This is a genomic window from Agrobacterium sp. AGB01 (assembly GCF_014851585.1).
Classification (GTDB): domain Bacteria; phylum Pseudomonadota; class Alphaproteobacteria; order Rhizobiales; family Rhizobiaceae; genus Agrobacterium.
This window is the reverse complement of record NZ_JACVAB010000006.1, coordinates 305,737-321,481: the sequence shown is the minus strand read 5'-3', so window position 1 is coordinate 321,481 and position 15,745 is coordinate 305,737. Positions and strand designations below refer to the sequence as shown.

Below are 15,745 nucleotides of genomic sequence, written 5' to 3'. Positions count from 1 at the left end.
ATCTTTCTCTTTTATCTGAGGTCTCGTCTCGGAGACCACCGACAACTGATTTAGTTGTAACGTCCCCAAATCGCTTTTTCGCCCATTGAGGCAACCAGCTTCGCATGCGCTTCGGCTTCAAGTTGGGACAGTCGTGATGGCAATGCGTGTGGTCGCGACAATGGTGCGTCAACATAGCTGTCATCGCTGACATCTATCTGCTCTGCCACTTTCTGCGCCGAGCCGAAACCAAGCGCTGTCTGGCGTCCGCCAATCATCTCGATATAAACTTCAGCCAGAAGTTCGGAGTCGAGGAGCGCGCCGTGTTTTTCGCGGCGAGAGTTATCTATGCCATAACGGCGGCAAAGAGCATCAAGAGAGTTTGGCCCCATCGGATGTTTGCGGCGGGCCATCGCCAACGTATCCAGCACCATATCAGGTGCCACAGGCTCTATTCCCAGACGCGCAAATTCCGCATTGATGAAACCCATATCGAAAGTCGCGTTGTGGGCAACCCACTTCGCGCCTTCAAAGAACTCCCGTATCTGGTCAACGACCTCCGGAAATTTTGGCTTATCAACCAAAGATTCGTCGGTAATGCCATGCACCGCCAAAGCGTCTGGGTGAACCTTGCGTCCCTGCGGATTGATATACAGATGAATTGTACGACCCGTAGGAAAGTGATTGATAAGCTCGATGCCACCAATTTCAATGATGCGATCATTCTTTGATTCAAGTCCGGTCGTTTCCGTATCGAAAATAATCTCACGCATCTGCATTATCCTTGTTCATCTGCCCACGCAGATTGTGAATGATCTCATCAACCTGTTGTCTGGCCGCATCCATACCGTTTCCGGTATTAATTATAAAATCCGCTTTCGCTCGTTTTACCGCATCCGGTGTCTGGCGTGACAGGATCATTGCAAATTTTTCTGCCGTCATGTCAGGGCGTTTCAAAACCCGTTCTTTCTGAATTTCAGGATCGCAACTGACGACAACTATCTTGTCGACCCTTTTGTCTGCTCCCGTTTCAAACAGCAAAGGTATATCGAGAATGACGATGTCGTGCCCCAAGGCTTTCTGGTTTGCCAGAAAGTCCTTTTCCATTTCGCGCACAAGCGGATGAACAATGCCTTCAAGCTTTTTAAAATTAGCCGGATTCCTCTTGAGTTCTTTCGACAGTTTTTGACGGTCGACTGTTCCATTTGACGTGACGCCAGGAAAGGCATCTTCAATGGTAGCAACTGCCTTGCCTGAATAGAGACTATGCACATTCCGATCAGAGTCATTAACCGGGATTCCAGCATCGGCAAACATGGCAGCTGTCGTCGACTTGCCCATGCCTATCGACCCGGTCAGCCCGATCACAATCATGCATATTTCTCCATGTCGGCGATGATCAGGGACCGCAAGGTTTCATCGACCTTGGGGCGAACCCCAAACCATTTCTCAAAACCAGGTGCTGCCTGATGCAGTAACATGCCAAGACCGTCAACAATCGCAAAACCCTGTCGCTCGGCAATTTTCAGGATCGGTGTTTTGAGCGGCACATACACGATGTCAGTTACCACTGCGTCGGTTGCCAATGGCGAGAAGTCGAAATCTGGTATTTCACTTCCATCCATTCCAAGCGAGGTGGTGTTCACAAAAAGCCCTGCACCCGACATGGTTTCCTGTAAAGCACTTATGGAGTGCGCATGCACTTTCTCACCAAAGCGATCTGAAAGTTCCTGAGCGCGTTCTACCGTTCTGTTGAGAACATGGATTTCGCTCAGGCCGCGATTGCGCAATGCCTGAATGATCGCGCGGCTTGCACCACCTGCTCCCAGAACAACAGCCTTGCCTGCCTTGTCCCAGCCGGGATGACGTTCATCGAGATTGGCGATAAAACCGTGACCGTCAGTATTGGTGGCACACAGTTTTCCGTCCTCCATCCAGATGGTATTGGCGGCGCCCAGCTCTTGTGCCAACTCGTCCGGCTTGTCAGCATGTTGAAATGCACTTTCCTTATGCGGGATTGTGACATTGCCGCCGACAAAGCCGCCCTCCTCGCCACACTTGATCTGCGCAAGAAAATCCTTGAACGCATCTGGATGAACTTCTACGGCATTATAAGATCCTTCGATGCCGAACTGTTTCAGCCAGTATCCATGGATCAATGGCGAGCGAGAGTGCTTGATTGGGTAGCCGGCAACAAAAGCCTTCATGGTTAATGTTTCACGTGAATCACGCATTTATCACCCCAAATTTTCTTAACGCTTCCAAAAGCGGCAGCAGCGGCAAGCCAAGGACGGTAAAATAATCGCCTTCAATTGAAGTGAATAGCTGGATTCCCTCTCCTTCAAGTTGATAGGCTCCGACGCTGGTCAAGGCTTTTTTGCCGACCTTCCGCAGGTGTCCGTCGACGAAAGCGTCACTCAATTCCCGAACAGTCATATCGGCATGGGTTACCGTCTGCCAGAGCACGTCACCGTGACGCACCATGACCGCGGCCGAGTTCAAACGATGTGTCTGCCCCGAGAGCGACATCAGATGCTGATGCGCCTCAGCCATATCTTTCGGTTTGTGGTAGATTCTTGAACCCAGCGACATTGTCTGGTCACAGCCAATAATAATGGCCTGAGGATGAAGGTCGGAGACGGCCAGTGCTTTTGCCTTGGCAAGTTCAAGCGCTGTTTCATCCGGCGTGCTACCGGCCGCCTGCAAGGGCTCTTCAATCAGACGCTCGTCGATATCAGCGGCTTGCGCAGTAAACTCCAGGCCGGCATTTCTCATCAAGGCCTGGCGGGATGAACTGGAAGAAGCCAGAATCAAGGCCGGTTTCATATCTCTCTCCAACACTTATATCAGCGGCGGTTAAGCAGCGTGTCGCGGCTTAGCGTAGCTGTGGACGCATGGCAATGATCGCGGCGGCCGTTTCTTCGATCGATCTGCGCGTCACATCTATCACCGGCCAATTGTTATGGGCACACAGCGAACGCGCATATTTCAGCTCTTCCATAATTGTCGCCCTGTCAGTGTATCCGCCAGGGTCAAAACCGCTTGTTGAACCGAGTTCGCGATTTTCCCGAATTTGGGAAATGCGATCTGATGTGGCGATCAATCCGACGATCAAAGGTTTGCTGGCTGCATAAAGACTTTCCGGCAAGGGAACACCGGGAACAACAGGTATGTTGGCAGCCTTTATACCTCTATTGGCCAGATAGATGCTGGTGGGGGTTTTGGAGGTACGGCTGATGCCGACGATAACCACATCAGCCTCATCATAGTTCTCCGACATCTGGCCATCGTCATGATCCATGGCAAAGGTCAATGCTTCAATGCGGCCAAAATAGTCGGCATTCAGAGCATATTGTGCACCGACCTGCTGTTTTGATTTTTTTCCGAGATAGGTCTGAAAGGTCGTCAGGATCGGTTCGAGCACATTCACGCAAGGAATATCCATGGCCTGGCAACGCTGCGACAGGAACTCGCAAAGGTTCTCGTCCACCATTGTGTAAAGGAGAATGCCGGGTTCGTTATCGATTGCGTCGAGGATCTGGCCAAGCTGCTTCTGGTTTCTGACCATTGGATAGACATGCACAATTGGTGTTGCGGCATGGAACTGCGCGGAGGCAGCACGGCCTGCAGATCTGAGAGTCTCTCCTGTTGAGTCAGAAATCAGATGCAGATGAAAGAAACTTTTCTGGTTCTCCACGTTGTTTTTGCCTGCCTGTTGATAAGTGGGGATGACTTCATCCTAGTGGCGAGCGACCGATCCGGGAACGGGAAAAGTGTCGAGTTTTCCACAAAAAGCACTTCAGGGGACTTCGTTGAGAGGAGCTTGTGGATAGGTGGGAAAAAATGCCGCAGTCCAAATCCATGCACCAGTTATCCACAATTTCAAACCAATTTTTCAGCGTTCAAGTCAATGATTTTTCAATATTTTTTGAATTATTCACAGTACCAAGCTGTTTGGTTGAAACTGTGTCCGCTCAATTGCTGTCTGTCATGTTTTTGTGGGTGAGGCTTGAGGTGTTTTTAATTCCTGATACTCACTGACTCTAAGAATAAGAAGATTCTAAGAATCTCTATTTTTATATTTTGGAAAGGTGTGAATTCATGGCTGTACGCCGTCTGCTGAAAGTGCTTGATGGAGAAACACTCACTCCTCCACCAATCTGGCTTATGAGACAGGCTGGTCGTTACCTTCCCGAATATAGACAAACGCGTCAGCAAGCCGGAAGTTTCCTGGACCTCTGTTATAATCCGCAATTGGCCACCGAAGTTACCTTGCAGCCTATTCGCCGCTTTGGTCTGGATGCTGCAATCCTGTTCTCAGACATTCTGGTTATTCCAGATGCTTTGAAGCGCAATGTTACCTTCAGCGAGGGCAAGGGTCCGGCGATGGACCCGATTGAGGTTTCAGACATTGCATCCTTTTCCAAGGTCGATGTTCTTCCGCATCTCTGTCCCGTGTTTGAAACCGTAAAGCGGTTGCGCGCGGAACTGCCGCAGGAAACCACGCTGATTGGCTTCTGTGGAGCTCCCTGGACAGTTGCGACCTATATGATTGCCGGCCACGGAACACCCGATCAGGCACCCGCACGTCTGTTCGGTTATAATCACCCTCAAGCGATGGAAGAACTGCTGGCTACTCTCGCTGACATATCCGCTGATTATCTTGTGGCGCAGATCGACGCCGGCGCAGATGCCGTTCAAATTTTCGACTCCTGGGCTGGTGTGCTTGGTGAGAGTGAGTTTGAAAATTTTGCGGTGAAGCCGGTTCAGCGCATCATTGCATCCGTTCGTAGCCGTCGCCCCGGTGCCAAGATCATCGCTTTTGCCAAAGGTGCGGGAATACTGTTGAAGGATTACCGTCAAAAGACCGGCGCAGATGCCATTGGGCTCGATTGGTCTGTTCCGCTTTCCTTTGCACAGGAGTTGCAGAAGGACGGCCCCGTACAGGGCAATCTGGACCCTATGCGTATGGTCGCCGGTGGCAAGGCACTGGATGAGGGCATCGATGCCATTCTGCAGGCACTGGGCAACGGTCCACTGATTTTCAATCTTGGCCATGGTATCACGCCACAAGCCGATCCTGAGAATGTGACCAAGCTGGTGAACCGCGTGCGTGGTTTTAAACGATGAGTGGCGAGCTGCAGACTTCGGAATCTGCTGGACGGAAAACCCGGCTGCGCGTTGCTATGGCGCTCTGCGCTTTTGCCTGCTTCGGTGGCCTGCTCTACTGGATAGGTCCTGATCAGGCCTATCTCTGGGTAAAGGCGCTGCATATCATCGCTGTCATTTCGTGGATGGCGGGGCTGCTTTATATGCCGCGGCTGTTCATTTACCACACAGATGCACCGGTTGGTTCCGTGCAATCCGAAACCTTCAAGGTGATGGAACGGCGTCTTCTCAAACTGATCATGAACCCTGCCATGATGATTTCATGGGTGTTGGGGCTCTACCTCGCCTGGAGCGTTTATGGCTTTTCGGGTGGATGGCTCCATACCAAAATTCTCGCAGTGGTGTTTCTAACCGGTGCGCATGTGTATTTCAGCCGTGCAGTTCGGGTTTTTGCGCGTGATGAAAACAAACACAGCGCCCGACACTGGCGGTTGTTAAACGAGGTTCCAACCGTCTTGATGATCATCATCGTCATACTTGTGGTTGTGAAACCGTTTTGATCGGTTCATATTTTTATAAATTTCGCGGAATTGTTGCTTTTCTCTTGCAGGCTTCCAATTCAGTCGCTATTTTCCCGCTACTCATCTTCGCGGCATGTGTCTTGTTCAGTCGTATGCGGGTCATTCACCCAGTACCGAATTTTTCAGCACGCCCCTCCCCTATCATTTCTTAATATCTGAAACGGTCTTCTCTTCATGGCTGAAATGAAGCTTCAAGAACTAAAAAGCAAATCTCCAACCGATTTGCTGACATTTGCGGAATCGCTCGAGGTCGAAAACGCCAGCACCATGCGCAAGCAGGAGCTAATGTTTGCTATCCTCAAGGTTCTCGCCAGCCAGGATATCGAGATTATCGGTGAAGGTGTGGTGGAAGTTCTGCAGGACGGCTTCGGCTTTCTGCGTTCCGCCAATGCCAACTATCTGCCTGGTCCTGATGATATCTACATATCTCCCTCGCAGATCCGCCGCTTCTCGCTGAAGACTGGCGATACGGTTGAAGGACCAATCCGTGGGCCGAAGGAAGGCGAACGGTATTTTGCGCTTCTGAAGGTCAACTCGATCAACTTCGACGACCCTGAAAAGATTCGCCACAAGGTTCACTTCGATAACCTGACACCGCTCTATCCGAATGAGCGTTTCAAAATGGAACTTGATGTTCCAACCTCGAAGGATTTGTCGTCTCGCGTTATCGATCTGGTTGCCCCACTCGGCAAAGGCCAGCGTGGTCTGATCGTTGCACCGCCACGTACCGGTAAAACGGTTCTGCTGCAGAACATCGCACATTCGATCACTGCTAACCATCCGGAATGCTATCTCATCGTTCTGCTGATCGATGAGCGTCCTGAAGAAGTGACGGACATGCAGCGTTCTGTGAAGGGTGAAGTTGTTTCCTCTACCTTCGACGAACCAGCAGTTCGCCACGTTCAGGTCGCTGAAATGGTCATTGAGAAGGCGAAGCGCCTTGTCGAGCATGGTCGTGACGTTGTTATCCTGCTCGATTCGATCACCCGCCTCGGCCGTGCTTACAACACCGTTGTTCCTTCTTCTGGTAAGGTTCTGACCGGTGGTGTCGATGCGAACGCCCTACAGCGTCCTAAGCGCTTCTTCGGTGCTGCCCGTAACATCGAAGAAGGCGGCTCGTTGACAATCATCGCAACGGCGCTGATCGATACAGGTAGCCGTATGGATGAAGTTATCTTTGAAGAATTCAAGGGTACCGGTAACTCGGAAATCGTGCTTGACCGCAAGGTTGCTGACAAGCGCATCTTCCCAGCGCTGGATATTCTCAAGTCCGGTACACGTAAGGAAGACCTGCTCGTGCCACGCCAAGATCTTCAGAAGATATTTGTTCTACGCCGTATCCTTGCTCCGATGGGAACGATGGACGCCATCGAATTCCTTATCGACAAGTTGAAGCAAACCAAGAACAACGGTGATTTCTTCGACTCAATGAACACCTAACGGTTAGCCGGATTCAATAATAAAATGGCCGTGTGGTGTAATGCCAGCACGGCCATTTTTTATTGAAGATAATAATTGTATGTTCGGGCCTAAGTGGGACCAAGTGACAGCGATGACAAAAACCTCAGACACGATTTACGCATTGTCCAGTGGCGCGCTGCCTGCTGGTGTCGCGGTCATCAGACTCAGCGGACCACAGGCATTTCCTATGTTGCAAAGTCTGATCAAAGGTCCTTTGCCGGATTCCAGAAAAGCAAGTTTAAGAACGATTCGTAACCGTAATGGTCTAGCGATTGATCAGGCGCTGGTGCTTCCATTTCCAGCTCCACACTCCTTTACCGGTGAAGATTGCGTGGAATTGCAAGTCCACGGCAGCCGGGCTGTGGTGAACGCTGTATTTGAGGAGTTGGCGGGGCATGAAGGGGGAAGGCCGGCGGAAGCTGGAGAATTTTCCCAACGTGCTTTCGAGAATGGGAAGATGGATCTTGTCGAGGTTGAAGGTCTCGCAGATCTATTACATGCGGAAACGGAGATGCAGCGTCGTCTTGCCGTTGAGCAAAGTTCTGGCAAACTCTCTGCTCTTTATGATGGCTGGGCCGACAGGTTGACGCGAGCGCGTGCGTTCATCGAGGCCGAACTCGATTTTGCCGATGAAGAAGATGTGCCAGATTCTGTTGCCAATCACGTGTGGATACAGATGAAGGCGTTGCTGGATGAGGTTAACAATCATCTGGCCGCCGCATCGTCAGCAGAAATCATCCGAGACGGCCTTAAGATTGCACTGGTTGGCTTACCTAATGTCGGCAAGTCCAGCCTGCTGAACGCTCTCAGCGGTCGTGACGTGGCGATTGTTACCGATATCGCTGGCACGACCAGAGATGTCTTGAACGTTGATCTCAACCTTGGCGGCTATCTGGTCACCGTCTCCGATACCGCAGGCATCAGAGAGACGTCAGATGCCGTAGAGCAGGAAGGCGTGAAAAGAGCGGTTGCCAAGGCCGAAATGGCAGACCTTGTTCTTCATCTTGTTGATACCGATTCGATTCCGGAACAAACTAGCATTACCATCAGTAGTCGTAACCATGTATTGGTTCGCAGCAAAAGTGACCAGCGTGGTCCCTCGCCTTTGCCATCTGCATTTGCGCTGGAACTGTCCGTCGAGAGCGGCCAAGGTCTAGAGAAACTCAAATCATTTATTAGAGATTATATTGAGAACCGCCTTGGTTCTGCATCGATGTTGGCGCCGGTCCGCCAGAGACATCAGAAACGTCTTGAAGAGACCCGAAATTATGTTAGTGATGCGCTGCAATCCGAAGGTCAGGATTTGGCCATAAGATCGGAATATCTTCGTCTCGCTGCAAGTTCTCTTGGTAGAATAACCGGACGAGTAGATGTCGAAGATTTATTGAGTGTGATTTTCTCCGAATTCTGCATTGGCAAATGATTCACGTGAAACATTCGGGCTAGTGAGTGCCCTCTCCGTTTCCGCAGAGTAATACAAGGGCATTGAGATGCGCTACGATGTAATTGTTATCGGTGGTGGACACGCGGGCTGCGAAGCGGCGGCGGCAGCGGCACGTCATGGCGCCAAGACAGCTTTGATTACTCACAAAGCTGATACCATCGGCGTCATGTCCTGTAATCCTGCGATTGGTGGTTTGGGAAAAGGTCACCTTGTTCGCGAGATTGACGCTCTCGATGGTTTGATGGGCCGTGTTGCAGATGCGGGCGGAATTCAGTTCCGTATGCTCAATCGTAAAAAAGGCCCTGCTGTCCGTGGTCCTCGTACTCAGGCTGACCGCAAGCTTTACCGCCTCGCTATGGCTAAGGAAATTGCCTCAATCGATAATCTCACAGTTATCGAAGGTGATGCCTATGATATTGAAATTGAAGATAAAATCGTCAAAAAGGTAATAATGGCGGATGGGCGTATATTTCCTTGCGCATCTGTTGTTCTGACCAGCGGCACCTTTCTCCGTGGCCTCATTCATATCGGGTCCGAAAAGATTCCCGCGGGTCGTGTTGGTGAAAAGCCGTCTGTTGGATTGTCCGATACACTGGCGCGGTTGGGACTGAAACTAGGTCGTTTGAAAACTGGCACACCAGCGCGTTTGAATGGCAAGACGATTGATTGGGATTCGGTCGAGCGCCAGTCCGCAGACGAAGATCCGTTCCCCTTCTCCTTCATGACGGATGCTATTGTTAATCCGCAAATTGATTGTGGTGTGACCCGTACCACCGAATACGGTCATAAGATCATCCGCGACAATATCCATCTCTCCGCGATGTATTCAGGACAGATTGAAGGTGTTGGGCCGCGTTATTGCCCTTCCATCGAAGATAAGATCGTTCGCTTTGGAGACCGTGACGGTCACCAGATATTCCTGGAGCCCGAGGGACTGGATGACGACACGATTTACCCGAACGGTATTTCGACGTCGTTACCTGCATCCGTTCAGGAAGCTTTCATTCATAGTATTCCCGGATTGGAAAAAGTCGAAATTCTCCAACCAGGTTATGCAATTGAATATGACTACGTCGACCCTCGAGAGCTCTACCCTTCTCTGCAGGTCAAGAAGGTGCAAGGTCTGTTTCTTGCGGGACAAATCAATGGCACGACTGGTTACGAAGAAGCGGGTGCTCAAGGCCTGGTTGCCGGTCTTAATGCATCGCTTTATGCCTCCGGTTCTGAGGCGCTGCATTTCAGCCGAACAGAATCCTATATCGGTGTGATGATTGACGATCTGACGTCGAAGGGCGTCAGTGAACCGTATCGCATGTTTACATCACGTGCGGAATATCGGCTTTCTCTACGGGTTGATAATGCCGATTTGCGTCTGACCCCTATTGGTTTGAAAGCGGGAATTATAGGTTCTGCTCGTACTGGGCGCTTTTCTGAATTCACGGATGCGATCGAGAAGGGTCGCGCTCTGCTGCAGTCAATTCAAATCAGCCCCAACGAAGGGGCCAAAATTGGCTTGAAGTTGAATCAGGATGGGCAGCGCCGTTCTGCCTATGAGTTGCTGTCCTATCCTGATATTTCGCTCGATCAGCTCCGTGGACATTGGAACGACTTGAGCGCGATCAACAATAAGGTTGGCGAGGTGCTGGAGATTGAAGCTGGCTATGCTGTTTATATGCAGCGTCAGAGCGCTGATATTATCGAAATTCGTCGTGATGAGGATCGTAAGATACCAGACGATTTTGATTACAGCTTGCTTTCCGGCCTGTCGAATGAGTTGAAACAGAAACTTATTGCTGCAAAACCTCTGAATATCGCACAGGCATCCCGTGTAGACGGCATGACACCGGCCGCTGTATCGCTTATTCTGGCGTTGGTAAAAAAGCACAACGTAGCGATTCAACCGCAGGTACAATCGCACTCATAACGAGTCTTTACATGCAGATAAACGGCCAAAGTGTTTCACGTGAAACACATGAACGACTCACACATTATGTTGACCTGTTTAAAAAGTGGAATAAAACAACAAATCTCGCAGCGCCCTCCACCATATCAGAAATCTGGAGCCGGCACATTGCGGATAGTGCGCAGATCTTTCAGCTAAGCCCACAGCCGCAGACGTGGGTCGATTTGGGCAGTGGCGGTGGACTTCCTGGTGTTGTCACAGCCATTTTCCTGGCTGAACTCAATGATGGTTGGGTTCATCTGGTTGAAAGCAACAATAAGAAAGCAGCTTTCTTGCGTGTTGCTCTGGCTGAAACCGGTGCTCGGGGCAGTATTCACCCCATTCGTATTGAAAAAGCGCCTGAAATCATTCCGCACTGCGATGTGATTTCAGCCCGCGCGCTCGCTGATCTCGATCTTTTGCTCGAATATATGCATCCTTGGGCTAGAGATTCCGAGAAAGTGAAGGCTTTTTTTAATAAAGGCCGGGATTACCAAAGTGAGATCACGAAAGCCCGTGGTCGTTGGCAGTTTGATCTGATAAAACATTCCAGTGTTGTTGAGGCAGATTCCGTTGTTCTGGAAATCAGCCGTCTTACATCTCAATAATGATGTATTCTCTGGGTGTGCGGCATTATGTTTGAAAAAAACCGAATTATCACCATTGCAAATCAGAAAGGCGGCGTTGGTAAAACAACGACAGCCATCAATCTTGCAACGGCACTCGCGGCAATTGGGGAACGTGTTCTTATCGTTGACCTCGATCCGCAGGGTAATGCCAGTACTGGCTTGGGTATCGATCGCCGCGACCGCAAACTTTCGTCTTATGACTTGCTGATTGGTAGCAATACGATTGGTGAGACTGTCGTCCCCACAGCTGTTCCTAATCTTGATATTGTGCCATCCACAATGGACTTGCTGGGCTTCGAAATGGAAGCCGCGAATCTGCCCAACCGTGCTTTTCGATTGAAGGCCGCCCTGTCGAGCGAACAGGCGAAAACCTATTCCTATATTCTGTTGGACTGCCCGCCATCCTTCAATCTACTGACCATGAATGCCATGGCGGCCGCACATTCGGTATTGGTGCCACTTCAGTGCGAGTTCTTTGCGTTGGAAGGGTTGAGCCAGTTGCTCGATACCGTCAATCAGGTTCGGCAGACTGTCAATCCTACTCTCGATATCCAGGGTATCGTGTTGACGATGTTTGATGCCAGAAACAATCTGGCCCAGCAGGTTGTTAACGATGTGCGTACGCACCTTGGGGAAAAAGTCTATCATACGCTTATTCCTCGCAATGTTCGGGTTTCGGAAGCGCCATCTCATGGTAAGCCTGCAATTCTCTACGATCTGAAATGCGCGGGTAGTCAGGCCTATCTCCAGCTTGCGTCGGAAGTTATCCAGCGTGAGCGGTTGCGTAAGGCAGCGTGACGGACAAGTTTATAGTACGGAGTGACATGCATGAGTGACGATATTTCAAAACGTCGGCTTGGCCGCGGTTTGGCAGCCCTGATCGGTGAGATGGATCAGCCCCTGCCCTCGGGAGATACGCAGCGTACGGTCAATCCTGATCGAAATGTTCCCATCGAATTCATAGCCCGCAGCGCGCGTAACCCGCGCCGACATTTCGATGAAAGCGAACTGCAGGATTTGGCTGCTTCTATTCGTCAACATGGCATCGTGCAGCCGGTTGTGGTGCGTACTGTTGAACCCAGCCGTTATGAGATCATCGCTGGTGAACGTCGCTGGCGTGCTGCGCAGCTGGCGGGCTTTACAGAAATCCCAGTTATTATTCGTGACGTGGACGATCGAACAGCGCTTGAATTGGCGATTGTTGAAAACGTCCAGCGCTCAGACCTTAATCCGCTTGAAGAAGCTCTGGGTTACGATCAGCTTATTGCTGAGCACGGTTATACACAAAACGATCTTGGCGAAATTATCGGTAAAAGCCGAAGCCATGTTGCCAACAGCCTGCGCTTGTTGAAACTACCGGATCCCGTTCGAGACATGTTGGCGCAGGGTTCCCTGTCTGCCGGTCACGCACGTGCGCTGGTTTCGACCTCTGATCCATCGGGCCTGGCAAAAACGATCGTGTCAAAGGGTTTGTCCGTTCGTGATGCTGAGCGTTTGGCGCAAAATGACATCAAGGGACAGACTGAACCTCAGCGGCAGTCGGTACCGGAAACCAAGGATTCAGATACTCTGGCTTTGGAGCGTTCACTGACGGATGCACTTGGGTTGGATGTAAAGATCAATCACAAATCGTCCGGTGGCCAGATCCGTATCAGCTATAAAACGTTGGAGCAACTCGAAGCTGTCTGCAAGCTTCTGGAACGCGCCTGATATTGTTTCCAAAATGAAATGATTTTACTGCAAATCCGCATCGACGTTGGTGCGGGTTTATATGGTTACTGACGTCTTAATAAGATATGCTAAGCGGCGACACTCGTTTAAGTCTTTGTTTTCACGGTATTTTGATCAGAGCGAACGCCGAATTAAAAATCAATTGCACGGCCGTTGATTTCATAATCGCCAAATCGCACCGGCTCAGCGCCGCCTCGCCCGCCGGTCTCCGCCGGCAGCTCCAGTTCCTGTTGCGCTTTTCTGCGCTCTTCTGCTTCCTGCAGGGCTCGTTTGGCGGCTGGCGACAATTTACGTGTTGAGAGGTTCTTTTCGTTCTCGTCGAACAAGTTGTCGTTATCTGCATTCTGCATGGTTTCGCGCCTTTGGCAGTCTGATATTGAAAAGCGGATTATCATAACCAAATTACACGAGGAACAATCGAACGGCAAATGGCCGTATCGAACACATCGTAAAATGGAGACAACGGATGAATCTTGCGCGCACTGCCATGCTTCTTGCCTTCATGACAGCCTTGTTCATGGGGGTCGGCTTTCTGATTGGCGGACAGGGCGGCATGATGATCGCACTTGTCATCGCGGCGGGTATGAACCTGTTTTCCTACTGGAACTCGGACAAGATGGTGTTGTCGGCTTATCACGCCCAGGAGGTTGATGAGCGCAACGCGCCAGAGTTTTTTACGATGATCCGCGATCTATCGCAGAATGCCGGCCTGCCAATGCCGAAGGTCTATATCTACGAGAGCGAGCAACCAAACGCCTTTGCTACGGGCCGCAATCCTGAAAACGCAGCTGTGGCCGCCTCTACAGGCCTTCTGCAAAGGTTGAGCCCGCAAGAGGTTGCAGGGGTCATGGCCCACGAGCTTGCCCATATCCAAAACCGTGACACTTTAACCATGACGATTACGGCAACCCTTGCCGGTGCTATTTCCATGCTTGGAAACTTTGCGTTTCTGTTTGGTGGCAATCGCAACAACAACAATCCGCTCGGTTTCATTGGCGTGCTGGTTGCTATGATTGTTGCGCCACTGGCGGCCATGCTTGTTCAGATGGCGATCAGCCGGACGCGCGAATATTCCGCTGACCGTCGTGGTGCCGAGATTTGTGGCAATCCCTTATGGCTGGCCTCAGCGCTTCAGAAAATCTCTGGCGCTGCACAGCGTCTGCACAATGAGGATGCCGAACGCAACCCGGCGACTGCGCATATGTTCATCATCAACCCGCTATCCGGTGAGAGAATGGACAACCTGTTTTCCACGCATCCGAATACAGAAAATCGTGTCGCTGCGCTGCAGACAATGGCAAGCGAATTTTCCCAGCCATCGACGCCAGCAGCCACAAGTGCTAATGCCGAGCGTAAGACACGTTCTGTACCCTCCACCGGCTGGGGACGGGGCGGAAACAATGAACGCAAAGGACCATGGTCTTGACGGCAGAACACGCCAAAAAAACACCTCACCGCAACAAACGGCGTGACAATCCAAGAGCAGGTAGCGATCAGGACGGTGGACAGCAGTTTGACACCAAGCCGGGCCTAGAAACCCGCAATGCTGCTGTCAAAATCCTGTCTGCTGTCATCGATAAGAAGACATCGCTTGATGGCATGCTGGATGCTGAAACAGGCAATCCGGCCTATAGGGCGCTCAATGCTGCTGACCGTGGCCTGGTGCGTGCCATCATCAATACAGCCCTTCGTCACCTGCCGCGTATTGATGCGGCGATATCCATGTTGCTGGATAATCCTTTGCCATCAGGCGCGCGGTCGCTGCATCACGTTCTGGTGGTTGGTGTGACGCAAATGCTTTACCTTGATGTGCCCGACCATTCTGCTGTCGATCTTGCCGTAGAGCAAGCCCATCGCGACCCTCGTAACCGACGTTTCGTAAAACTGGTCAACGCCCTTCTGCGTCGTCTCGGCCGGGAAAAGGAGGAGATCAAGGAACGGATCTCTACTGTGCCGGTGCTGCCTGAATGGTTCTTTGGCCGGTTGGTCTCTGCCTATGGTCGCGACAAAGCCGAGCAGATTGCGCAGGCACAGCTTTGGCCTTCGACCATCGACGTTACGGTGAAATCCAATCCTGAAATCTGGGCAGAGAAATTTGGCGGTCACGTACTGGCTACGGGATCTGTACGTCTTGGCGCCTTTGACGGGCAGATCCCTGATCTTGAGGGCTTCACGCAGGGTGAGTGGTGGGTGCAGGACGCAGCTGCCAGCCTTCCAGTCAGGTTGATGGGAGACATCAAAGGCAAAAGGGTTGTTGACCTGTGCGCGGCTCCTGGTGGCAAGACAGCACAGCTTGTTTTGGCTGGAGCCGACGTGACGGCTCTCGATCAATCGGGCAACCGTTTGAAGCGACTTCGCGGCAATCTGGAGCGTCTCGGCTTTGCAGCCAATACGGTTGAAAGCAACCTGTTGACGTTCACCACAGATGAACCTTTTGATGTGGTGCTGCTTGACGCGCCCTGCTCTTCAACAGGAACCCTGCGTAAACATCCTGATGTTCTATGGACAAAGGGACCGGAAGACATTGAAAAGCTCGCCGGGCTCCAGGAGAGAATGCTGCGCCACGCCATTTCACTGGTGAAGCCAGGTGGCATTCTGGTGTTTTCCAATTGCTCGCTTGACCCTCTTGAGGGTGAGCACATGATTTCCCGCGTGCTGCAAGACAGCACCGATGTGGAACGTGTGCCTGTGGACAAAAAAAATTGGCCAGGTTTGGAAGCTGCGGTCAATGGCGAGGGCGATTTGCGCACAACGCCTGATATGCTTGGCGGAACCGATGGTTTTTTTGCCACCGTGCTGCGTAGAAAATAAGCAAAGCCCGCCGGATTTCCTCCTCTGAAAAATTGACGTCGGATTTTTTTCTTGAAAT

General features: G+C 51.3%; 16 protein-coding genes. 10 read left to right on the top strand and 6 right to left on the bottom strand.

The features are described from left to right. Positions 1 to 50: 50 nt before the first annotated feature. Genes dnaQ through IB237_RS20620 form a run of 5 tightly spaced genes read right to left on the bottom strand, consistent with a single transcriptional unit; the run spans position 51 to position 3,676 of the window. Positions 51 to 752 (bottom strand): DNA polymerase III subunit epsilon, encoded by a 702-nt coding sequence (dnaQ, locus tag IB237_RS20640; RefSeq protein ID WP_192490596.1) that lies wholly within the window; start codon positions 750 to 752, stop codon positions 51 to 53. After that, on the bottom strand, positions 745 to 1,353 hold the full coding sequence (gene coaE / locus IB237_RS20635; protein ID WP_192490595.1) for a dephospho-CoA kinase: 609 nt from the start codon (positions 1,351 to 1,353) through the stop codon (positions 745 to 747). The genes dnaQ and coaE overlap by 8 nt, the downstream gene beginning before the upstream one ends. Next, positions 1,350 to 2,213: a shikimate dehydrogenase gene (locus IB237_RS20630; protein ID WP_192490594.1), complete on the bottom strand. Its 864-nt coding sequence runs from the start codon at positions 2,211 to 2,213 to the stop codon at positions 1,350 to 1,352. The genes coaE and IB237_RS20630 overlap by 4 nt, the downstream gene beginning before the upstream one ends. Continuing rightward, complete coding sequence (locus IB237_RS20625; protein ID WP_192490593.1) at positions 2,206 to 2,805, bottom strand: Maf-like protein; 600 nt, start codon at positions 2,803 to 2,805, stop codon at positions 2,206 to 2,208. The genes IB237_RS20630 and IB237_RS20625 overlap by 8 nt, the downstream gene beginning before the upstream one ends. A gap of 49 nt (positions 2,806 to 2,854) precedes the next feature. Then, on the bottom strand, positions 2,855 to 3,676 hold the full coding sequence (locus tag IB237_RS20620) for a pyruvate, water dikinase regulatory protein (protein ID WP_192490592.1): 822 nt from the start codon (positions 3,674 to 3,676) through the stop codon (positions 2,855 to 2,857). 404 nt (positions 3,677 to 4,080) lie between these two features. Here IB237_RS20620 and hemE point away from each other — a divergent pair, with 404 nt between their 5' ends. The 8 genes from hemE to IB237_RS20580 all read left to right on the top strand — a co-directional run bounded on the left by hemE (position 4,081) and on the right by IB237_RS20580 (position 12,855). Further along, positions 4,081 to 5,109 carry a uroporphyrinogen decarboxylase gene (gene hemE, locus IB237_RS20615; protein WP_192490591.1) on the top strand — a complete coding sequence of 343 codons (1,029 nt, stop codon included), beginning with the start codon at positions 4,081 to 4,083 and terminating at the stop codon, positions 5,107 to 5,109. Next, positions 5,106 to 5,648, top strand: coding sequence for a protoporphyrinogen oxidase HemJ (hemJ, locus tag IB237_RS20610; protein ID WP_192490590.1), 543 nt, complete (start codon positions 5,106 to 5,108; stop codon positions 5,646 to 5,648). The genes hemE and hemJ overlap by 4 nt, the downstream gene beginning before the upstream one ends. 195 nt (positions 5,649 to 5,843) lie before the next feature. Next, the gene (gene rho, locus IB237_RS20605; protein ID WP_192490589.1) at positions 5,844 to 7,109 is read left to right on the top strand and encodes a transcription termination factor Rho; all 1,266 of its coding nucleotides are present in this window, start codon (positions 5,844 to 5,846) and stop codon (positions 7,107 to 7,109) included. A 112-nt stretch (positions 7,110 to 7,221) separates the two neighbouring features. Beyond that, entirely contained in the window at positions 7,222 to 8,553 is a 1,332-nt protein-coding gene (gene mnmE, locus IB237_RS20600; RefSeq protein WP_192490588.1) for a tRNA uridine-5-carboxymethylaminomethyl(34) synthesis GTPase MnmE, read from the top strand. 67 nt (positions 8,554 to 8,620) lie between these two features. Next, positions 8,621 to 10,498 (top strand): tRNA uridine-5-carboxymethylaminomethyl(34) synthesis enzyme MnmG, encoded by a 1,878-nt coding sequence (gene mnmG / locus IB237_RS20595; RefSeq protein WP_210324035.1) that lies wholly within the window; start codon positions 8,621 to 8,623, stop codon positions 10,496 to 10,498. Positions 10,499 to 10,509: 11 nt separating this feature from the next. Beyond that, complete coding sequence (gene rsmG, locus IB237_RS20590; RefSeq protein WP_192490587.1) at positions 10,510 to 11,124, top strand: 16S rRNA (guanine(527)-N(7))-methyltransferase RsmG; 615 nt, start codon at positions 10,510 to 10,512, stop codon at positions 11,122 to 11,124. 24 nt (positions 11,125 to 11,148) lie between these two features. Beyond that, a complete protein-coding gene (locus IB237_RS20585; protein WP_275643473.1) occupies positions 11,149 to 11,943 on the top strand; it encodes a ParA family protein in 795 nt (264 codons plus the stop codon). Positions 11,944 to 11,973: 30 nt separating this feature from the next. After that, complete coding sequence (locus IB237_RS20580; protein ID WP_192490585.1) at positions 11,974 to 12,855, top strand: ParB/RepB/Spo0J family partition protein; 882 nt, start codon at positions 11,974 to 11,976, stop codon at positions 12,853 to 12,855. A gap of 152 nt (positions 12,856 to 13,007) precedes the next feature. Here IB237_RS20580 and IB237_RS20575 read toward each other — a convergent pair whose 3' ends face one another. Then, a complete protein-coding gene (locus IB237_RS20575; RefSeq protein WP_192490584.1) occupies positions 13,008 to 13,226 on the bottom strand; it encodes a DUF1674 domain-containing protein in 219 nt (72 codons plus the stop codon). A gap of 116 nt (positions 13,227 to 13,342) precedes the next feature. Between IB237_RS20575 and htpX the strand changes: the two genes are divergently transcribed. Together htpX and IB237_RS20565 are read left to right on the top strand one after the other, a co-directional pair. Next, positions 13,343 to 14,302, top strand: coding sequence for a zinc metalloprotease HtpX (gene htpX / locus IB237_RS20570; RefSeq protein WP_192490583.1), 960 nt, complete (start codon positions 13,343 to 13,345; stop codon positions 14,300 to 14,302). Next, positions 14,293 to 15,687 (top strand): RsmB/NOP family class I SAM-dependent RNA methyltransferase, encoded by a 1,395-nt coding sequence (locus tag IB237_RS20565; RefSeq protein WP_192490582.1) that lies wholly within the window; start codon positions 14,293 to 14,295, stop codon positions 15,685 to 15,687. Before htpX ends, IB237_RS20565 begins: the two co-directional genes overlap by 10 nt. Positions 15,688 to 15,745: the final 58 nt, after the last annotated feature.